This window comes from Kutzneria kofuensis (genome assembly GCF_014203355.1).
Classification (GTDB): Bacteria; Actinomycetota; Actinomycetes; order Mycobacteriales; family Pseudonocardiaceae; genus Kutzneria; species Kutzneria kofuensis.
In genome coordinates this window covers 1862630-1882404 of the sequence record NZ_JACHIR010000001.1, presented here as the reverse complement: position 1 = coordinate 1882404, position 19775 = coordinate 1862630, and the positions used below count along the sequence as shown (strand labels likewise).

Annotated in this window: 18 protein-coding genes and 1 riboswitch; of the genes, 11 read left to right on the top strand and 7 right to left on the bottom strand. The window is 71.3% G+C overall.

The genetic code is table 11. The features are described 5' to 3' along the window. Positions 1-205 precede the first annotated feature (205 nt). From BJ998_RS08590 to BJ998_RS08580, 3 genes are all read left to right on the top strand, one after another. Positions 206-709, top strand: a complete 504-nt coding sequence (locus tag BJ998_RS08590) for a DUF3145 domain-containing protein (protein WP_184860080.1) — start codon at positions 206-208, stop codon at positions 707-709. Positions 710-729: 20 nt separating this feature from the next. Next, complete coding sequence (locus BJ998_RS08585; RefSeq protein ID WP_184860078.1) at positions 730-1323, top strand: hypothetical protein; 594 nt, start codon at positions 730-732, stop codon at positions 1321-1323. Positions 1324-1420: 97 nt separating this feature from the next. Beyond that, positions 1421-2650: a cytochrome P450 gene (locus BJ998_RS08580; protein WP_184860077.1), complete on the top strand. Its 1230-nt coding sequence runs from the start codon at positions 1421-1423 to the stop codon at positions 2648-2650. Between the two features lie 55 nt (positions 2651-2705). Here the strand turns inward: BJ998_RS08580 and BJ998_RS08575 are convergent, their stop codons facing one another. The 5 genes from BJ998_RS08575 to BJ998_RS08555 form a co-directional block, all read right to left on the bottom strand. After that, positions 2706-3938, bottom strand: a complete 1233-nt coding sequence (locus tag BJ998_RS08575) for a beta-ketoacyl-[acyl-carrier-protein] synthase family protein (RefSeq protein WP_184860075.1) — start codon at positions 3936-3938, stop codon at positions 2706-2708. 37 nt (positions 3939-3975) lie between these two features. Continuing rightward, positions 3976-4215 (bottom strand): acyl carrier protein, encoded by a 240-nt coding sequence (locus tag BJ998_RS08570; RefSeq protein ID WP_184860073.1) that lies wholly within the window; start codon positions 4213-4215, stop codon positions 3976-3978. 62 nt (positions 4216-4277) lie between these two features. Further along, positions 4278-5264, bottom strand: coding sequence for a beta-ketoacyl-ACP synthase III (locus BJ998_RS08565; protein ID WP_184860071.1), 987 nt, complete (start codon positions 5262-5264; stop codon positions 4278-4280). Positions 5265-5337: 73 nt separating this feature from the next. Continuing rightward, positions 5338-6273: an ACP S-malonyltransferase gene (locus BJ998_RS08560; RefSeq protein ID WP_312890545.1), complete on the bottom strand. Its 936-nt coding sequence runs from the start codon at positions 6271-6273 to the stop codon at positions 5338-5340. Between the two features lie 291 nt (positions 6274-6564). Then, positions 6565-7755 carry a PucR family transcriptional regulator gene (locus BJ998_RS08555; RefSeq protein ID WP_184860069.1) on the bottom strand — a complete coding sequence of 397 codons (1191 nt, stop codon included), beginning with the start codon at positions 7753-7755 and terminating at the stop codon, positions 6565-6567. A gap of 103 nt (positions 7756-7858) precedes the next feature. Here BJ998_RS08555 and BJ998_RS08550 point away from each other — a divergent pair, with 103 nt between their 5' ends. The 3 genes from BJ998_RS08550 to pnuC all read left to right on the top strand — a co-directional run bounded on the left by BJ998_RS08550 (position 7859) and on the right by pnuC (position 11321). Next, entirely contained in the window at positions 7859-9367 is a 1509-nt protein-coding gene (locus tag BJ998_RS08550; RefSeq protein WP_184860067.1) for an alpha/beta fold hydrolase, read from the top strand. 278 nt (positions 9368-9645) lie between these two features. Beyond that, entirely contained in the window at positions 9646-10428 is a 783-nt protein-coding gene (locus BJ998_RS08545) for a mechanosensitive ion channel family protein (RefSeq protein WP_184860065.1), read from the top strand. A gap of 54 nt (positions 10429-10482) precedes the next feature. After that, positions 10483-10613, top strand: a riboswitch (FMN riboswitch). A 60-nt stretch (positions 10614-10673) separates the two neighbouring features. Beyond that, a complete protein-coding gene (gene pnuC / locus BJ998_RS08540; protein WP_184860063.1) occupies positions 10674-11321 on the top strand; it encodes a nicotinamide riboside transporter PnuC in 648 nt (215 codons plus the stop codon). On the opposite strand, the gene BJ998_RS08535 is transcribed toward pnuC, so the two are convergent. Next, a complete protein-coding gene (locus tag BJ998_RS08535) occupies positions 11283-12155 on the bottom strand; it encodes a polysaccharide deacetylase family protein (RefSeq protein WP_184860061.1) in 873 nt (290 codons plus the stop codon). The two genes, pnuC and BJ998_RS08535, sit on opposite strands and share 39 nt — an antisense overlap. 102 nt (positions 12156-12257) lie before the next feature. Here BJ998_RS08535 and BJ998_RS08530 point away from each other — a divergent pair, with 102 nt between their 5' ends. From BJ998_RS08530 to BJ998_RS08510, 5 genes are all read left to right on the top strand, one after another. Continuing rightward, a complete protein-coding gene (locus BJ998_RS08530; RefSeq protein ID WP_184860059.1) occupies positions 12258-13016 on the top strand; it encodes a thiopeptide-type bacteriocin biosynthesis protein in 759 nt (252 codons plus the stop codon). After that, entirely contained in the window at positions 13013-14056 is a 1044-nt protein-coding gene (locus tag BJ998_RS08525; protein WP_184860057.1) for a hypothetical protein, read from the top strand. The genes BJ998_RS08530 and BJ998_RS08525 overlap by 4 nt, the downstream gene beginning before the upstream one ends. After that, the gene (locus BJ998_RS08520) at positions 13942-15141 is read left to right on the top strand and encodes a hypothetical protein (RefSeq protein ID WP_184860055.1); all 1200 of its coding nucleotides are present in this window, start codon (positions 13942-13944) and stop codon (positions 15139-15141) included. The genes BJ998_RS08525 and BJ998_RS08520 overlap by 115 nt, the downstream gene beginning before the upstream one ends. Positions 15142-15259: 118 nt before the next feature. Then, positions 15260-16042, top strand: coding sequence for a lanthionine synthetase LanC family protein (locus BJ998_RS49090; protein ID WP_184860053.1), 783 nt, complete (start codon positions 15260-15262; stop codon positions 16040-16042). 37 nt (positions 16043-16079) lie between these two features. After that, a complete protein-coding gene (locus BJ998_RS08510; protein WP_184860050.1) occupies positions 16080-16919 on the top strand; it encodes an SDR family NAD(P)-dependent oxidoreductase in 840 nt (279 codons plus the stop codon). A gap of 77 nt (positions 16920-16996) precedes the next feature. On the opposite strand, the gene aceE is transcribed toward BJ998_RS08510, so the two are convergent. Then, positions 16997-19774, bottom strand: a complete 2778-nt coding sequence (gene aceE, locus BJ998_RS08505; RefSeq protein ID WP_184860048.1) for a pyruvate dehydrogenase (acetyl-transferring), homodimeric type — start codon at positions 19772-19774, stop codon at positions 16997-16999. Between the last annotated feature and the right edge of the window lies 1 nt (position 19775).

Here is a 19775-nt window from a genome sequence, read left to right as displayed (position 1 = left end):
GAGCGCTAGCGAGGCCGGTCTGTGACCGACCTCACCCGTGTCGGTGCCCCCTCGCTCGGGTGATCTCTGTCCCGGGATGTGCCCGTTGCGGTGGCGGCTGGGCGTGGGTACGGGGCAGAATGGCGCATCGGCTTGATCCGCTGGTGGTCACGGCACGTGTGAGGGCGTAGGGGAAGACGTCCCTCGGCAGGTGCGGAGGTCAGCAGTGAGCAACCGTGGCAAGACCAGTGGCGTGGTGTACGTCCACTCGTCGCCGTCTGCGGTCTGTCCGCACGTCGAGTGGGCCATCTCGGGCACCCTCGGGGTCCGGGCCGACCTGCGCTGGTCGGCGCAGCCGGCCGCGCCCGGCCAGTTGCGCGCGGAATGCGCGTGGACCGGCGATCCGGGCACCGGCGCGCAGCTGTCCGCCGCGCTCAAGGCGTGGCCCATGATCCGGTTCGAGGTCACCGAGGACCCCAGCCCCGGCGTCGACGGCGAGCGGTTCTGCTTCGCGCCCGGCATCGGGCTCTGGCACGCCCGCGCCGCCGCCAACGGCGACATCGTGGTGGCCGAGGACCAGCTGCGGGCCCTCGCGGCCAAGGCGCGGGCCGGCGAGTCCTTCGCGCACGGCGTCGACTCGCTGCTCGGCAAGCCGTGGGACGACGCGCTGGAGCCGTTCCGTCGGGCCGGCGACGGCGCGCCGGTGACCTGGTTGCATCGGGTCGGCTGACCCGTGGCACTCTCGATCGTGTGACCCCGCAGGCTTCACCCAACCGGTCGACGTTGACCTGGCTGATCCCGATCACGCTGCTCGTCGCCGTCTGCGCGCTGGTGGGCGGCCTGATCGCCCGCCAGGTCTACGCCTCGACCAAGCCGCCGGCCGCCACCACCCAGCCGCCGGCCGCGACGAGCACACCGGAGCCGACGACCGAGCAGGGGCAGGGCGGCCCGGACACCGTGCACTTCACCTTGTTCGCGCGCAACGACCCGCAGTTCCGGCCGGTGCAGAACGCGATCCAGAACTACTTCAACGCGGTCAACCACCGGAACTACGGCCTGTGGAAGCAGACGATGACCGCGAAGGTGTCGGATCAGCAAACCGAGCAGGACTGGCGCGACGGGTACCGCACCACGGTCGACACCGACATGATGATCTACCGCATCGAGACCACCGACCAGGGCGCGAACGTGTTCGGCACGTTCACCAGCAAGCAGGACCCGGCCAACGCCCCCAAGGAACTGCGGGCGTCGTGCATCAACTGGTGGATGGTGTGGCCGATGGTGAAGTCGGGCAGCGACTTTCGGATCGACAGCCCGTCGATCACGATGAAGAAGTGCGACTGATCGGGCACATCGGCTCGCCCCCTGTCGCGGATCCCACCCAGCGGTGAATACCGTTAACGCCGAACTGGTGGGATGTTTTACCGCACGAGGAGTCGCCTTGTCGTCGACGATCAGCACCCAACCCCTGCCCGTGCCCCGTGAGGACGTGTGTCCGTTCGGGCCGGCGCCGGAGGTGGCCGAGCTGCGCGCCCAGTCCCCGGTGGTCCGGGTGAGCTGCCCGACCGGCATCGAGGCGTGGCTGGTCACCCGCTACGCCGACGCCCGCGAGGTGCTCGGCGACCCGCGCCGCTTCAGCAACCACTCCGGCCAGGCCGGCCACATGCTGGCCAACATGCCGCCGGACAAGCCGCTGGAGGAGGGCGACTTCTCCCGCATGGACGGGCCGGACCACGTCCGGTTCCGGCGGGTGTTCGCGCCGGCCATCTCCACCGTCCGGCGGATCGAGGAGTTCCGGCCGATGGTGCAGCGCACCGCCGACGAGCTGCTGGACTCCCTCGCCGGCGAGACCGGGCCGGTCGACCTGCACGAGCGGTTCTCCAAGCCGCTGACCACGTCGGTGATCGCCGAGCTGCTCGACGTGCCCTACGCCGACCGGGAGATCTTCCACCGCGTCGCGGACGCCCTGTTCAGCGGCAAGGGCGACGTGGACGACCTGGACGCGGTGCGGTTCCCGCTGTTCGACTACGTCGGCGACCTGGTGCGGGCCCGGCGGGAGAAGCCCGGCGAGGACGCGATGAGCGTGCTGGTCACCCGAGGCCAGCAGCACGAGCAGCCGTTCACCGACCTGGAGCTGACCAAGATGGCCGCCGGCCTGCTGGTCGCCGGCTACGACACCACCGCCAGCATGATCACCTACGGGACGCTGGCGCTGCTGGCCGACCGGCCGCAGTTCGACCGGCTGGCCGCCGACCCGTCGCTGGCCGGCAACGCGGCCGAGGAGCTGGTGCGGCTGCTGGGCGTGGGGGCCGGGCTGATGCGGGTGGCCACCGAGGACACCGAGATCGGCGGCGTGCCGATCGCCGCCGGCGAGTACGTGATCGTCCAGGTCCAGGCGGCCAACCACGACCCGGAGCGCTTCGCCGACCCGGAGCGGCTGGACATCGACCGCCAGACGAACGGCCACATCGGCTTCGGCCACGGCCCGCACCAGTGCGCCGGGCAGCAGATCGCCCGCCTGGAGCTGACCACCGTGCTGGCCACCCTGCCGCGGCGGGTGCCGAGCCTGCGGCTGGCCGTGCCACAGGAGGAGATCCGGTTCAAGACCGACACCACCGTCTACGGCCCGGCCGCCCTGCCGGTCGCCTGGGACGAGATCCGGCCGGCCTGAGACACGAGAAAGAGGGCCCTTCCCGATGCGGGAAGGGCCCTCTTCTTCGTCTGGATCAGGCCTTGGCGAAGGCCAGGGCCACGTTGTGGCCGCCGAAGCCGAACGAGTCGTTGATCGCGGCCTTCAGCTCGACCTTGCGCGGCTGGCCGGCGACGACCTCGTGCAGCAGCGCCGGGTCCGGGTTCTCCAGGTTCGCGGTCGGCGGGATGACGCCGTCCCGCACCGACAGCACGGTCGCGATCGCCTCCACCGCGCCGGACGCCCCCAGCAGGTGGCCCAGCGAGCCCTTCGGCGCGGTCAGCAGCGGGTGGTCGCCGATCGCCCGGTGGATGGCGATCGACTCGATCGTGTCGCCGACCGGGGTGGAGGTGGCGTGGCAGTTCACGTGCCCGATGTCGGCGGCCGACAGCTCGCCGCTGCGCATGGCGGCCTGGATGGCCCGCAGCTGGCCGTTGCCCTCCGGGTCGGGCGCGGTGATGTGGTGCGCGTCCGAGCTGGTGCCGATGCCGGCCAGCCGGGCGTACACCTTGGCGCCGCGCGCCTTGGCGTGGTCGGCCCGCTCCAGCACCACGATGCCGGCGCCCTCGCCGAGCACGAAGCCGTCCCGCTCGCCGTCGAACGGCCGGGAGGCCTTCTCCGGCGCGTCGTTGCGGGTGGACATGGTCCGCGCCTGCGCGAAGCCGGCCATGGTGATGCCGGTGATGCACGCCTCGGCGCCGCCCGCGACCACGACGTCGGCCTCGCCGCTGCGGATCATCCGGTAGCCCCACGCGATCGCCTCCGCGCCGGAGGCGCAGGCCGACACCGGGGCGTGCACCCCGGCGCGTGCCTTCAGCGACAGCGCGACGTGGGCGGCCGGACCGTTGGGCATCAGCATCGGCACGGTCAGCGGCGACACCTTGCGCAGGCCCGCCGTCTCCAGCAGGTCGTCCTGCGCGAGCAGGGTCAGCGCGCCGCCGATGCCGGTGCCGATGATCACCGCGAGCCGCTCCGGCTCGACGGCGTTCTCGTCGAGACCGGCGTCGGAGTAAGCCTGCCGGGACGCCACCATGGCGACCTGCTCGCTGCGATCCAGCCGGCGGGCCTCGACCCGGGGCAGGATCTCGGTGGGGTCTACCTTGAGCTGCGCGGCGATCTGCACCGGCAGCTCGTACTTGTGCACCCAGTCCGCGTCCAGGGTCGACACCCCGCTGCGGCCGGCGAGCAGGCCGTCCCAGGTGGACGCGACGTCCCCGCCGAGAGGGGTCGTCGCGCCGACACCGGTGACGACGACGTCGACAGAGCTCACTGCGCCTCCGCTCTACAGAATCGCGTTCTTCGACAACTCAGGCGTTGCGCGCGATGTAGTTCACCGCGTCGCCGACGGTCTTCAGGTTGGCCAGCTCGTCGTCCGGGATCTTCACGCCGAACTTGTCCTCGGCCTGCACCGCGATCTCCACCATGGACAGCGAGTCGATGTCCAGGTCGTCGACGAAGGACTTCTCCACCGTGACGTCGTCGACGGCGACACCGGCGACCTCCTCGACGATCTCGGCCAGCCCGGTGCGGATCTCCTCGTTGTCCACCTTGTCGTTCCTTTCGTCGTGAATCCCCGGCGGCGCGGGTCGCCCGCCGGAAGCTGGTGCCCTCACGGGCAGATGGCCACCTGGCCGGAGTAGGACAGGCCGGCGCCGAAGCCGACCAGCAGCATCACGTCGCCGCTGGAGATCCGGCCGGCCGCCCGCATGTGGTCGATGGCCATCGGGATCGAGGCGGACGAGGTGTTGCCGGAGTGCTGGATGTCGTCGGCGACCACCAGGTCCTCGCGCGCGCCCTTGGCCCGCAGCTTCTTGCCGATGTGCTCGACGATGCGCAGGTTGGCCTGGTGCGGCACGAGCACGTCGATGTCGGACAGCTTGATGCCGGCCGCCTCCACCGCGCGCTCGGCGATCGGCGCGATCTGCGTGGTGGCCCAGCGGAACACCGACTGGCCCTCCTGGAAGATGTGGCCGTTCTCGGTCAGGCCGATCATGTCGACCAGGTCGCCGGAGCTGCCCAGCACGGCCGGCGCGATCAGCGGCTCGTCGGCCGGTCCGACCACGCAGGCGCCCGCGCCGTCGGCGAAGATGATGCAGTTGGCCCGGTCCTGCCAGTCCACCCAGTCGGTGAACCGCTCGGCGCCGATCACCAGCACCTTGTTCGCGCTGCCGCCGCGGATCATGTCGCTGGCCACCGTCAGCGAGTACGGGAAGCCGGCGCACGCGGCGTTCAGGTCGAACGCGGCCGGCGAGCTGACGCCGATCCGGTCCGCGGTCTGCGCCGCCGCGTTGGGGATGTTGCCCGGCATGGTGCAGGTCGCCACCAGCACCGTGTCGATCTCGCTCGGCGACACGCCCGAGTCGGCCAGCGCCTTGGAGCCGGCCTCCACGGCCATGTCCACCAGCGACTGGTCCGGGTCGGCCAGCCGGCGCTCGACGATGCCGACGCGCTGGCGGATCCACTCGTCGTTGGTGTCCACGCCCATCGCCGCGATGTCGTCGTTGGTGACGACGCGGTTGCCCTGCGCGCTGCCGAAGCCCAGCAGCCGCGTGCCGGCCGGGCCGGTGCGGCCGATCAACCTGGGACGTTCGCTCACTGCTGCACCTCGCTAGCGCTCGGTGTCCACGTTCGCGGACGCTCTGCGTTGAACGACTCGCTCGCAAGCTCGCTCATACGGACACCGCCTCCACTGCCTTGTCCAGGTCCGCCGGGGTCTTGATCGCGATCGGCGTGGTCACGACGTCCTTGAGCTGCCGCTTGACCAGGCCGGTGAGCGCGCCGCCCGGGGCCAGTTCGATGGTGGTCGTCACGCCGGCACGGGCCAGCGTGTCCATGCACAGGTCCCAGCGCACCGGCAGGGTCACCTGGGCGACCAGCCGGCCGAGCATCTCGGCGCCGCTGGTCACGACGGAACCGTCCGCATTGGACAGCAGCGGCCGGTTCGGGTCGGCGGTCTGCACACCGGCGGCCCTCTCCCGCAGCGTGTCCCGGGCCGGGTCCATGTAGTGCGTGTGGAAGGCCCCCGCCACCTTCAGCATCACGACCTTGGTGCCGGCCGGACGCTCGTCGGCCAGCTTCTGCAGCGCGGTCAGCGACCCCGCGGCGACGGTCTGCCCGGCGCCGTTGCGGTTGGCCGGGACCAGGCCGTACTCGTCGAGACGGGCCAGCAGCTCGTCGGCGTTGCCGCCCATCACCGCGGCCATGCCCGTCGGCTCCAGCGCGCACGCGTCGGCCATCGCGCGGCCGCGCACCGCGGCCAGCGCCACCGCGTCGTCCATGGAGAGCACGCCCGCGATCGCGGAGGCGGCCAGCTCACCGATGGAGTGGCCGGCGACCGGCGCGCCCTGGGGCACCGTGGTCCGGCGCTGCAGCTCGCGGAAGGCCACCAGCGTCAGCGCGACGATCAGCGGCTGCGTGATGGCGGTGTCCTTGATCTCCTCGGCGTCCGCCGTGGTGCCGAGCCGGGCCAGGTCCAGGCCGGTGCTCTCGGACCAGCCGGCGACCAGCTCCGCCACGCCGTCCAGTTCGAGCCAGGGGGCGAGCATGCCGGGGGCCTGGGACCCCTGTCCGGGGGCTAGGAGCGCGATCACCCGCCCACTGAACACGGTCGCGGCGGCGTCTTGTGATGTCGCCACCGACGAAGTCCAGTGGTCAGCGTTGTAGGAACCCGACAAAGGTTGCCGGAATATGTCCACTGAGCGGCCGGCTGGGTTGTCGAAGGCGTGGAACTACACCGCTGAGGCGCTGCTCACGCCCCGATCTTGCCACTACTCCGCCCGGCCCCCCGCCGCTGACCCATTCCGCCTACTCCCCACACCCCGCCCTGTCAAGCCCCGACGCTCGGAACGGACCATTCCTCAACTCCGAGTTGAGGAATGGTCCGTTCCGGGCGTCGGTCACCACAGGCCGCGGGACTTGGCCAGGCGGCCGACGGTCAGGGCGACCCGGAGCACCAGGGCGTCGCGGGGGTCGTTGGCGTTGCGGCCGGTCAGCTCGATGACCCGCTTGAGCCGGTAGCGGACCGTGTTGGGGTGCACGAACAGGTTCCGCGCGCACGCCTCCAGCACGCCGCCGGTCTCCAGGAAGGCGTCGACGGTCGCCATCAGCCCGCCGGTCGCCTCCTCCAACGGCCGCGCGATGCGTTCGATCAGCTGCCACTCCGCCTCCGGGTCGCCGGCCAGCGCCCGCTCCGGCAGCAGGTCCAGCGACCGCACCGGCCGGGGCGCGGTGGGCCAGCCGACCACCGCCCGCAGCCCGGACAGGGCGTCGGAGGCGCTGCGGTGCGCCTCGGCGATGCTGTCGACCGTCGGCCCGACGACCACCGGGCCGGGACCGAACGCCTCGGCCATCTTGACCAGCACCTCGTGGCCACGGGCCTCGTCCTCGGAGCCGCCGAGCACCACCACCAGCCGTGAGCCCTGCACGCTGAGCAGCACCGGGCGGTGGATCCGGGCGGCCCGGCTGCGCACGTCGAACACCACCCGGGTGGGTTCGGTCGACATCGGGTTGCCGACCAGCACCGTCGCCTCGGCCGACTGCTCCCAGCCCAGTGCGGAGGCCCGGGACAGCAGCGACTCCTCGGCGTCGCCACGGACGATGCCGTCGACGATCAACGCCTCCAACCGGGCGTCCCAGGCGCCGCGCGCCTCGGCGGCCGCCGCGTAGGAGGTGGCGGCGGCGAAGGCGATCTCCCGGCCGTAGCGCAGGACCGCCTCGGTGAGCTGAGCCCGTTCCTTCTCGTCGGCGGCGATCTCCGGCAGCATGCGCTCGAAGACCTCCAGCGCCACCCGGACGAGTTCGACCGTCTGCCGCAGGCTCACCCACCGTGACATGTCCTTGGGGGCCGAGCGGAACGCCTCGGCGGTGAGCCGGATCGCCTGCTTGTTGTCACGGAGCCAGGACACGAAGCCGGCGACCCCGGTCTGGGTGACCATCAGCACGCTGGCGCGCTGGTCGGCGGGCAGCCGCCGGAACCACGGCAGCCGGTCCTCCATCTCGCCGATCGTGCCGGTGGCCAGCCGGCCCGACGCGTGCTCGAGCCGGCGCAGCGTCTCCGCGGACAGCGAGTCCCACGCCAGTTCAGTCATGTCGCCCAGCTTCGCACGCCACCCACCCGGTCGAAGGAACAACCTGCTCGCGGGCCGAAACCGCCCCTATGTTCGCGGTGTCGAAGCCTTGGAGGAGGTCGTCTTGCGAAGACTGCTGCCCGTCGCGCTGAGCCTGCTCGCCGTCGTGTCGCTGGTGACACCGGCACGGGCGGAGCGGGTCGTGTGGGCACCCTGCCCCGGCGCGCTCGAATGCACCACGCTTTCCGTTCCCCTCGACTACGCGCATCCCGACCAGGGCGCCATCGCCGTCGTGGTCAGCCGCCGGCAGGCCGCCGATCCCGCGCACCGCAAGGGAGTGCTGCTGATCAATCCCGGCGGGCCCGGCGGCAGCGGCCTGTCCATGCCGCGCTTCATCGCCGATCACACGCCGCTCGGCCAGTTCTACGACCTCGTCGGCTTCGACCCCCGTGGCGTCGGCGCTTCCACCGCGTTGCGCTGCCTGACTCCGGTTGGGTTGGCCGCTCTGGATTCGCGTCCCGGCGACGACAAGTTCGCGTCGTGGGCCGCCGACGCCCGTGAGTCCGAGGACGCCTGCTCCCGCGCCGGCGGCGGCATCCGTCCGTTCATCAACACCCGGGACACCGCCCGTGACATGGACTCGATCCGCGCCGCCCTGGGGGTTGAGAAGATCAACTACCTCGGCTACTCGTACGGCACCTACCTCGGCGCCGTGTACGGCACGATGTTCCCCGATCGGCTGAACCTGTCCGTGCTGGACTCCTCCGTGCATCCCGAGTGGATCTGGCGCAAGCAGTTCCTGGAGCAGGCCACGGCGTACCGGTCCGATGTGGACGCCTGGGCGTCGTGGGTCGGCGACCGCAACGGCGCCTTCGGCCTCGGTGTCGGACGGGATGCCGTGCTGGCCTCGGTCGAGCAGCTGGCCCGGGATCTGGCCAAGTCGCCCGTCGGCAAATTCAACCGCAGTGTTCTGGACGGCACCGTCGGTGAGGGTGCCCGCTACCGTCCACTGTGGTCGGACTTGGCCCAGGTGCTGGTGTCCGTGCGGAAGGGCTCCGATCCTTCTGTCGGTGACGCCGTCGGTGCGGGCTTGGCCCTGGCTCAGCGGGGTCTGGACGCCATGCAGGCCGGCGTGTTCGACACCGTGACGTGTGAGGCGGACTGGCCCTCGGACCTGTCGACGTATTACCAGGACATGCGGTTGTTCCGGGACTCGTTTCCCTACGGCTACGGTGTGCTGCGGGCCGCGCCGACCACCTGCACCTACCGCTCCTTCACTCCGGTCGAGGCCCCGGTTTCGTTGGCCCGTAACGGCTATCCCGTCGGAGTGGTCGTGCAGGCCGAGGGTGACACCCAGACCGCCTACGCCGGTGGGCCCGCCATGGCGCAGCGGCTTCGCGACAACCTGATCACCGTCGCCGACGAGGGGGCGCATGGGGAGTACGGGTCCAATCCCTGCGTGACCGAGAAGATCAACCGGTACTTCGTCGACGGCGTCCTGCCCGACAGCTCTTCGGTCTGCGCCGGCTCCCCGCGCCCCGACGTGCCGGCCGACGCCGTCCCGACGCCCACCGGGGCCGTGACGCTGGCGCAGTCGGTCCGAAGCTACCTGTCAGGGCTGGGGCCGTTCTAACCCGGCGAGTCACGCTCTGGGACAGGGCGAATGCACGTTTCCGGCACACCCGATCGGGTGTGCCGGAAACCTGCATTCGGTGTGTCTGAGAGCGTGACTCGCCGGGGGCCGACATGCCGGAGGCCGCCCGCGCGGTGCGCGCTGGGCGGCCTCCCTCTCCCCGGTCCCCACCGGTATGTCCACTGTGGATCAAGTTGGGCGTCCGCGCCACGCGGTTCCCCCTTTCGTGCCAACCGTGTCGAGTTGCTCCACTCGGGACGCTGCGAAACCATTCGGCAATGGGCGATCAACTCAGTCAGGGGCTGGGCGACGCTTGGGCGCTGATCACCACGTTCGTGCCCAAGCTGTTGGGCTTCCTGCTCGTGCTGCTGGTCGGATGGCTGGTGGCCAAGGCGCTGTCCAAGGCCGTCGAGATTCTCCTCGCCAAGGTCGGCTTCGGCCGGCTGGTGGAGCGGTCCGGTCTGGGCGGCCCCACATCACCGGTGGACGCGGGCAAGCTGATCGTCCAACTGGTCTTCTACTTCGTGCTGCTGATCGCGCTGAACTACGCGTTCGCGGTGTTCGGCGCGGGCAACCCGGTGAGCGACCTGCTCAACCAGGTCATCGCCTACCTGCCGCGAGTGGTGGTGGCGATCATTCTGGTGCTGATCGCGTCGGCCATCGCCCGGGTGGTGCGGAACCTGATCACGGCGGCGCTGGCCGGCCGGCAGTACGGGCAGTTGTTGGGCACCGTGAGCTACGCCTTCCTGCTGGGGCTGGGCGTGATCGCGGCGCTGAACCAGCTGGGCATCGCCACGACCGTGACCGAGCCGATCCTGATCTTCGCGTTGGGCACGGTCGGCGGCATCCTGGTGGTGGGCGTGGGCGGCGGCATGATCCGCCCGATGCAGTCACGATGGGAGCAGTGGCTGGCCCGGGCCCAGGCGGAAGCGGCCAGCAGGCCGTCCAACGCGCCGGCGCAGGGCGCGCCGTGGGAGCGCAACCAGCCGCCGGGATCGGACACCCCTACGCCGGCCGAGGGATTCCCCAGGCCCTCGAACCCGCCGCAGCCCGAACAGTGACCTAAATCCCTCCGGAATACCGGGCCCCGGGGCATATGTTCTCTGAACAGGAGACGTGCGCTCCGGGGCTCGGTGAAACTCCGAACCGGCGGTACAGCCCGCGAACCGCTCGGCAGCGATGCCGAACGGCCGACCTGGTGAAACTCCAGGGCCGACGGTGACAGTCCGGATGGGAGGCGCGCACACGTCCGCCGTTGGCGTGCGCCCGTGACAGCCCCGGACCGAGCCGGAAGGGGGCTGACCAGGTGAACTGGTTGTTGGAGCACGGACTGACGCTGCTGGGCGAACGCATCTCGTTCGCGGAGCTGCTGGGACAGATCGGCGCGGTCGCCGTGGTGTTCCTGGCCCAGCGTCGAACGCTCTGGACGTGGCCGGTGCAGATCGCCGCCGCGATCCTGCTGTTCTCCGTCTACACCTCGGCTCACCTGGGCGGACTCGCCCTGCGACAGGTCATCGTGTTCGCCATCTCGGTGTACGGCTGGTGGGCCTGGACCCGCCGCCGCGACGCCCAGTACGGCGTGGTGGTCCGCCGCTCCACCTGGCCCGAGCTGGCCGCCCTCGGCGCGGTGTTGGTCGTCGGCACGGTCGGCATGGCGCTGCTGCTGCAGGCGACCAACGCGTCCTGGGCGCCGTGGCCGGACGCCGCGATCTTCGTCGGCACCGCGGTCGCCTACAGCGCCCAGGGGCTGCGCCTGGTCGAGTTCTGGCTGGTCTGGCTGCTGGTGGACGCCGTCGGCGTGCCGCTGCAGATCGCCACCGGCCTGTACTTCAGCGCCAGCGTCTACATCGTGTTCACGGCGCTGGTGATCAAGGGTTGGCGGGACTGGACCCGCAGCGCCCGGGTGACGACGGCGTCACTGGCGCAGGCACCAGTCGGCAACGTCGGCGTGTGACGCGAACCACACGTTGTGCCCGGCGATGTACTCGACCAGCTGACGTAGCGCCACGAACCGCGACCGGTGCCCGATCACGTGCGGGTGCATCGTGAGCTGGAACAGCCCGCCGTCGGCGTAGGCCGCGTCGAACTCGTCCCGCCAGGTGGTCAGGACCTGGCGGGGCGGCACGCTCGGCCGCGTCGGGTCGCGCGGGAAGAACGGCGCGTCGTCGCGGATCCACTCCACCGGGATCTCCACCAGCCCGGTCGGCTCCCCGTCGGCCACCACCTCGTACGGGTCGTCGTCGGCCATCAGGGACGAGTCGTATCGCAGCCCCAGTTCCCTGATCACGGCCAGGGTGTCGGCGCTGAAGTCCCACGACGGCGTCCGCAGCCCGACCGGCCGCGTGCCGGCCAACTGTTCGAGCGTGTCGGCGGCCCGTAGCGCCAGGTCGCGCTCGACGCCGGCGGGCAGGGCGGTGTTGCGTTCGTGGATCCAGCCGTGCAGCGCCACCTCGTGGCCGTTCCGCACGTACGCGTCGATATCGGCCGGATGCAGCAGCGCCGACACCGCCGGCACGAAGAACGTCGCCGGAATCCCGTACGTGGACAGCAGGTCGAGGATCTTCGGCACGCCGACGCGGCTGCCGTACTCGCCCTGCGACAGCTGGCACGGGCTGAACTCCCCGTCCCGCAGCGGAATCGTCTCGTGGTCGGAGTCGAAGGACAGTGCCACGGCCGCCTGTCGGCCGTCCGGCCAGCGGTCGGGGCGCAGGCTGCGGCCCGCGCGCACCCGGTCGACCTGCTGCCGCCAGACCGTTTCCGGCCACTGGAAAGGTTGTCCGGTCACCATGGACACAGGTTAGCCCCGTTCACACCTTCGACTGACCACCCGTGGACAAGGCGCGAACTTCGCCTAACGTCAAAGCGGACCCGGCCGGACGGAGGTGAAACTGTGCTGTCACAGCAAGAACGGCTCACCTTCATCGCCGGCGGCCTGGCCGCGCTGCGCGACACCACCGCGCCGGCGTGGACGCAACTGGGCCTGGCCCGGCCGAAACCCGGCGTATACGCGGAACTTTCCGCAGCCGTGCGAGAAATGCTCGCGGGTGACCGGATCACGGACTTCTTCTTCATGCACAAGCCGCCCGGCCTGCGGGTCCGGTTCGCCGCTGGACCCGGCCGCGAGTCGTGGGTGCGCGCCGAGGCGAACCGGCTGGCCCGGCGCTGGCACGAACGCGGCCTGATCGACGGGATCGTTCCCGGCGTCTACGAACCCGAGGCGTTCCTGTTCGGCGGGCCGGCCGCGATGCCCCACGTGCACCGGCTGTTCACGGCGGATTCCGTTGCCTGGCTTGATCATCACGTACGCCCGGTGCTGCCGGCGTGGCTGGTGTCCATGCGGCTGCTGCGATCCGTGTTCGGCGGCCTCGGCCTGTGCTGCCAGGCGTGGCCGTATGTCCGGGACAACTGCGGCCGACGGGTGACGGTGCGGGATGACGCCGTCGCGGTGGCCTGCGCCGAGCTGCGTGGCGTCTGGGAGACGACGCGAGCGCCGGTCGAGCCGGCGGCACGGAGTTGGCGGGTGGCGCTGGAGCGGGTGGGCGCCAGCGCGGCGGAGGCGGCGGCGTACTACGTGGTCTTCCACTGGAACCGGGCGCGGATGAGCTCGGCCCGGCAGGCGCTGATCACCGAAGCGCTGGCGGGCGCATGAGCGCGCTGCTCCGGGTCGCCGGGCTGCCGATGCGGCTGTGGACCGCCGCCGGCAATCCCGAACTGGTCGCCGACCTGCGGGAACTCCTGGCCGAGGAGGCGGAGTACGCGGCATACGCCCGCGCGCTGGCGGACTGGCTCGGCTCGGTGATCCCGGACGCTGAGGACGACCGCGCGGAGCTGCTGGCACTGCGCCGGGACCTGCACAACGGCCGGCCCGTGTCGAGCGCGCTGCCGGAGCTGGCGCAGGCCAGCGCGTGGTCGACGGCGCTCGGGCTGCGGCGCGCGGCGTTGGACGAGGACATCGAACGGGAGCGTGAGCGGCTGTCAAGGCTGCCTTGGTCGCAGGTCGACGAGGCCGTGGCCCGGTCGGTGCCGGACCTGGTCGCCGACGTCGCGCGGCGGGTCGAGGCCGGCGAGAACTGGGGTGGCAAGCGTTTGCGGCAACGGTCGGAGTACCTGCTGCGCATGATCGCCCGGGGTGCGGCCAAGCCGACGCCACGCGGCTGGCTGGCCCATGTCGCGCAGGTCGGCGTGGCGGGGACGGTGTCATGGCCGGTGATCGGGTCGTGCTCGGCGCAGTGGGTCAGCAACGTCAACGCCGACCGAGGACAGGCGGACCTCGACGGCGCGACGATCACCCTGAACGGGCTGAACTGGGTCGACGGCGACCGGTTCCGCTGCTGGTCGGCGACTCGTGTGGTCGAACTCAGGCGGACCCCGCTGCTGGACGCGATCCGCAACGTGCTGGCCGACGGCGTGCACGATGTCGACGAACTCGTCCGCCGCGCCTGGCCCCGAATTCCGGCGATGTGCTGCGTGGCTTCCTCCGGCACCTGGTCGAGCTGGGCGTTGTGCAGCTGTCCCGGCCGCCGCGATCGAGCTGGGGCGCTCCCGTCGAGGGCTTCGTCGACGTGTATCGGCGCGTGTCCGGTGCCGTGCCGGCGGATTTCGTGGCCCGGACCAGCGAATTGGCCTTGCAGGCGCTGCGGTTGGTCGATGTGCTGCCCCGGCCGGCGGATCATCCCGTGCTGGCGATGATCGGCTCCGCGCCGCGGTCCGTGACGGAACTTGTCGCGGAGTACCTGGGCAGCGAGCCGGTTGAGCCGGCCCACCCGCGAAGATCGCCGGACCTGCCCGAAATCCTTACCCCGCAACTGCTTGACGAGCTGGACCTGCCGCCGGTGGAGCTGCCGGACTGGCCGCTGGACTGCCTGATCCGGCCGATGACCACCGGGGCCGTGCTGGAGGCGATCGCCCCGGCCGGCGTGGTGGACGCCCGGTTCGTCGCCGCGTTGACCGAGCTCGGCGGCGAACCGCCGCAGGTCCGTTCGTACCGGGAATTCCTTGCCCGCAAGGCGTCGAGCGAGGACGCCCAGCTCGTGGAGATCCTGGTGCCGCCATTGGACGACCGTGCCGCCAACGCCGTGCGAAGACCCTCTTATTGTCCACTATGGACCGGAGATGTCGACCCGTCGAGCTACCTGCCGGCCGCCGGGCGCTATCTGCCGCTGGATCGGATCACCCTGCGTCGGGCCGGAAGCCGGATCATCGCCGAGGATCCAGCCGGCACGGTGTTGTGGCCGATGCACCACGCCACCCGCACGCCGATCGGGCCGTGGGGACTGGTCGTCACGCTGCTCACCGCCGCCGCGCCGCGCGGCCCGTCCATCTCGTTCGGCAACCGGCTGGCCGCGTTCCCGGACCGGGACTTCCTGCCACGACTGGAGATCGCCGGCGGGCTGGTGCTCTCCGGCCGGCACTGGCGGATTCCTCGGCCGCGGAGTTTCCGTGCCTTGGCCGCGCTGGACCTGCCGCGGTTCGTGTTCGCCCGGGGCAATGGCGGCAAGCCCCGGCCCGTCGACCTGCACAGCCTGGCGGCGCTGCGGGACCTGTCCCGCCTCGGCGACCCGATCGTCGTCGAGGAGATGCTGCCCGACCCGGACCACCTGCCGCTGCGGGACGACCGCGGCGACCCCGTCGCCGCGCAACTGTTGCTGCGGTTGCCGCACCGCCGAGCCGCCACCGCGGCCGCGGTGGGGAATCAGGAAGGGGAAAGTGGATGGAACCCGTCTTGGCCATCAGCGAACTGGAGCGCCTCATCGAGGAACTGGACACCCGGATGACCGAGGTCGCCCCGGCGGGTCGGGCCCCGGACTCGGCGATCTGCTCGCTCGTCGGCTGTTAGATCAGTCGCTGGGACTGCTGAGACGCGCCGCGGGCTCGCCGGAACTGGGTCCGTGCGTGCTCGCGACGCTGCTCGCCGGCTCGTCGGACCGCGCGGTGCGTGCCGCCGTGCGATCCGCCGTTCCCGAGTGGCTGTCCGCCGCCGTGCGGCCGATGCACAGCGTCGGTCTGCACGGCGGCATGGCCGGCACGCTGTTCGGGCTTGGCCTGGTGGCGGAGCTCCACCCGCCGGTTTCCCGGCTGGCACAACGGGTTTCCGGTTGGCTGGGGGAGCGCCGGTTCGAGGAGTTCGACCTGATCTCCGGTGCCGCTGGTGCGTGCCTGGCCGGCTACGAACAGGCCGTGTGGTTCGACGGCGACGACACCGGCATGGCCCACGGCGCCGCCGGCGTGCTTGTCGTGTCGCCCCAGCCCGAGCTGGTGGAATGGTTGCTGACGCGGTCCTTTGTGGACCAGCGCCGGCAGGGTTGGTGCTACGGCATTCCCGGCGTCGCGTGGGCGCTGTGGACTGCCGGCGCTCGCGCCGAGGCCGTGCGGCTGGTGCGCATTCTGTGTCAGACCTTCGATCCCGAGGCGAACCTCTACGGCCGGACCGCCGACCGCCTCGGCATCTGTCACGGCGCCGCCGGCGTGATGCTCATCGCCGACGCCTTCGCCCGTGAAGGCGTCGCGGGCGCGGGCGGGCTCCGGGACCTGATGCACGCGTACCTGGTCGAGCGCCTCGACGACCTTCAGGCGCTGGACGAGACCCTGCTCATGGGCGCCAGCGGCGTGCTCGCGGCGCTGCTGACCATGGCGGGAGCGAACCGGCGCTGGCTCAGGTGCCTCGGTCTGCGATGACCTCGGAGGTAATTGATCCGGGCGGGAACCTGGACCGGTGGACGGGCAGGTGGCATTGGTGACCGGGGCGACCAGCGGCATCGGGGCGGCGATCGCGTTGGCGTTCGCACGTCGGGGTGCACGTGTGGTGCTGACGGGTCGGCGCGAACGCGAGGGAACGGCGATCGCCGACCGCATCGGCGCGGTGTTCGTGGCTGCCGACCTGACCGATCCCGCCGCACCGGCCCGGCTGGTCGCGGCGGCGCTGGACCGCTTCGGGCGGCTGGACTGCCTGGTGAACAACGCCGGCATCCCCGGCCACGCGGTGCCGATCGCCGACCTCGACCTGGCCGACTTCGACCGAGCCCTCGCCGTGCACGTGCGGGCTCCGCTGGCATTGATCCAGCAGGCGGCGCGGCACATGGTGCCCCGGCGGTCGGGGACGGTGATCAACGTGGCGAGTGTGTCGGGCCGGCGCGCCGGTTTCTCCGGGCCGGACTACTCCGTCGCCAAGGCCGCGCTGCAGCACCTCACCCGGTGCGCCGCCGTCGACCTCGGCCAGCACGGGATCCGGGTCAACACGATCTCGCCGGGGCCGATCGCCACCGGCATCCACGCCAAGGCGGCCGGCGCCGGTGATGCGGCAGACCAAGCCGCCTTGTTCGAGGCGTTTCTGCCGCAGTACCAACCCGAGCCGAGGGTGGGCCGGCCGGAGGACGTGGCCGAGGTGGCGGTGTTCCTCGCCGGCGACGCCGCCCGGCACGTGAACGGCCAGGACATTGCCGTCGACGGGGGGCTCTCGGCCGGGCGGCCGTGGTCCGTGGCCGCGGCCGAACGCGCCGCCATGGCCCAAGCGGTGGCCGCTCGCCGCCAGCCCGACGCAGACCAACTGCGCTGAGCGCGCGACTCGCGGGGCCGTACGAAAACGCCGAGGGAACCCAGGAACCGGTTCCCTCGGCGTTCGGTCGCACCGGACTAGGCGGCGCCGGAGTCCGTCGTCTGCGGACCCGCGGCCTGCGGGTCGTCCAGCCGGTACCGGCGGGTCGCCTCGACCACCTTGTCGTGGTCGATCTCGCCGCGGCGGGACAGCGCGGTCAGCACGCCGACCGCGATCGCCTCGGCGTCCACCAGGAAGTGGCGGCGGGCCGCCGGCCTGGTGTCGGAGAAGCCGAAGCCGTCCGTGCCCAGCGACACCATGTCCGTCGGCACCCACGGGCGGATCAGGTCCGGCACCGCGCGCATGTAGTCCGACACCGCCACGACCGGGCCGGCCGCCTCGGACAGCACCTGCGTCACGTACGGCACCCGCGGCTCGGCCTCGGGGTGCAGCATGTTGTGCCGGTCCACGTCGACGGCGTCCCGCCGCAGCTCGGCCCACGAGGTCGCGGACCACACGTCGGCCTGCACGCCCCACTCCTCGGCCAGCAGCGCCTGCGCCTTCAGGGCGTCCGGCATGGTGACGCCGGAGACCAGGATCTGCGCCCGCGGGCCGGTGGCGCCGGGGGCGGTGGCGTAGCGGTACAGACCGCGCAGCAGGCCCTCGACGTCCAGGTTCTCCGGCTCGGCCGGCTGCTGCACCGGCTCGTTGTAGATCGTCAGGTAGTAGAAGACGTTCTCCGCGTTGTCGCCGTACATGCGACGCAGGCCGTCCTTGACGATGTGCGAGATCTCGAACGCCCAGGCCGGGTCGTAGGACACCACCGCCGGGTTGGTCGCCGCCAGCAGCAGCGAGTGCCCGTCGGCGTGCTGCAGGCCCTCGCCGGTCAGCGTGGTGCGACCGGCGGTGGCGCCCAGCACGAAGCCGCGGGCCATCTGGTCGGCGGCCGCCCACAGGCCGTCGCCGGTCCGCTGGAAGCCGAACATCGAGTAGAAGATGTAGACCGGGATCATCGGCTCGCCGTGGGTGGCGTACGAGGTGCCGACCGCGGTGAACGACGCCGTCGAACCGGCCTCGTTGATGCCCTCGTGCAGGATCTGCCCGTGCTCGCTCTCCTTGTACGCCAGCATCAGCTTGGCGTCCACGGAGGTGTAGAGCTGCCCGTGCGGGTTGTAGATCTTCTGCGACGGGAACATGGCGTCCATGCCGAAGGTCCGCGCCTCGTCCGGGATGATCGGCACGATCCGGCCGCCGATCTCCGGGTCCTTGATCAGGTCCTTGATCAGCCGGACGATGGCCATGGTGGTGGCCACCTCCTGCTTGCCCGAGCCCTTGCGGATCGTCTCGTAGACCTTGTCGCCCGGCAGCACCAGCGCCTTGGACTTGCCGCGCCGCTCCGGCACGAAACCGCCCAGCTGGCGGCGCCGCTCCTGGATGTACTGGATCTCCGGCGAGTCCGGCCCCGGGTGGTAGTACGGCGGCAGGTACGGGTCGCGCTCCAGGTCGGCGTCCGTGATCGGGATGCGCAGCTCGTCCCGGAAGAGCTTGAGGTCCTCCAGGGTCATCTTCTTCATCTGGTGCGTGGCGTTGCGGCCGGCGAAGTGCGGGCCCAGGCCGTAGCCCTTGATGGTCTTGGCCAGGATGACCGTGGGCTGGCCGTTGTGCTCGGTGGCCGCCTTGTACGCGGCGTACACCTTGCGGTAGTCGTGGCCGCCGCGCTTGAGGTTCCAGATGTCCTGGTCGCTCATCGCCGCCACCATCTCCTTGGTGCGCGGGTCGCGGCCGAAGAAGTGCTCACGCACGTAGGCGCCGTCGTTGGCCTTGTAGGTCTGGTAGTCGCCGTCCGGCGTGGTGTTCATGAGGTTGATCAGCGCGCCGTCGCGGTCGCTGTGCAGCAGCGCGTCCCACTCGCGGCCCCAGACCACCTTGATGACGTTCCAGCCCGCGCCGCGGAAGAACGCCTCCAGCTCCTGGATGATCTTGCCGTTGCCGCGGACCGGGCCGTCCAGCCGCTGCAGGTTGCAGTTGATCACGAAGGTCAGGTTGTCCAGGCCCTCGTTGGCGGCCACGTGGATCAGGCCGCGCGACTCCGCCTCGTCCATCTCGCCGTCGCCCAGGAACGCCCACACGTGCTGCTCGGACGTGTCCTTGATGCCGCGGTCGCGCAGGTAGCGGTTGAACCGCGCCTGGTAGATCGCGTTCATCGGGCCCAGGCCCATCGAGACGGTCGGGAACTCCCAGAAGTCCGGCATCAGCCGCGGGTGCGGGTAGGACGGCAGGCCGCCGCCCGGGCCGGCGTGCGAGTACTCCTGGCGGAAGCCGTCCAGGTGCTCGGCCGACAGCCGGCCCTCCAGGAAGGCGCGCGCGTACATGCCGGGGGAGGCGTGGCCCTGGAAGTAGACCTGGTCACCGCCGCCCGGGTGGTCCTTGCCACGGAAGAACCAGTTGAAGCCGACCTCGTACAGCGTCGCCGAGGACGCGTAGGTCGAGATGTGGCCGCCGACACCGACGCCGGGCCGCTGCGCGCGGTGCACCGTCATGGCCGCGTTCCAGCGGATCCACGCCCGATAGCGGCGCTCGGTCTCCTCGTCGCCGGGGAACCACGGTTCCTGCTCGGTCGGAATGGTGTTCACGTAGTCCGTGCTGGTCAGCGACGGCACGCCCACCCGGCTCTCCCGGGCTCGCTCCAGCAGCCGCAGCATCAGGTACCGGGCACGCTGCTGCCCGGCGCCCTTCAGCACGCCGTCGAAGGACTCAAGCCACTCCGCGGTCTCATCGGGGTCGATGTCCGGGAGATGGGCGGCGAGGCCGTCGCGGATGACCCGGACCCGCTCCGGGGTGCTCGCGTTGCCAGCGCCGTTGCTCTGCGGGGCCAAG

Bases quoted from the DNA above. Each gene is read 5' to 3' on its own strand.
- BJ998_RS08525 (WP_184860057.1), top strand. From the start codon at position 13,013: ATGAGCGCGCTGCTCCGGGTCGCCGGGCTGCCGATGCGGCTGTGGACC.
- BJ998_RS08555 (WP_184860069.1), bottom strand. From the start codon at position 7,755: ATGACTGAACTGGCGTGGGACTCGCTGTCCGCGGAGACGCTGCGCCGG.
- BJ998_RS08545 (WP_184860065.1), top strand. From the start codon at position 9,646: ATGGGCGATCAACTCAGTCAGGGGCTGGGCGACGCTTGGGCGCTGATC.
- BJ998_RS08535 (WP_184860061.1), bottom strand. From the start codon at position 12,155: ATGGTGACCGGACAACCTTTCCAGTGGCCGGAAACGGTCTGGCGGCAG.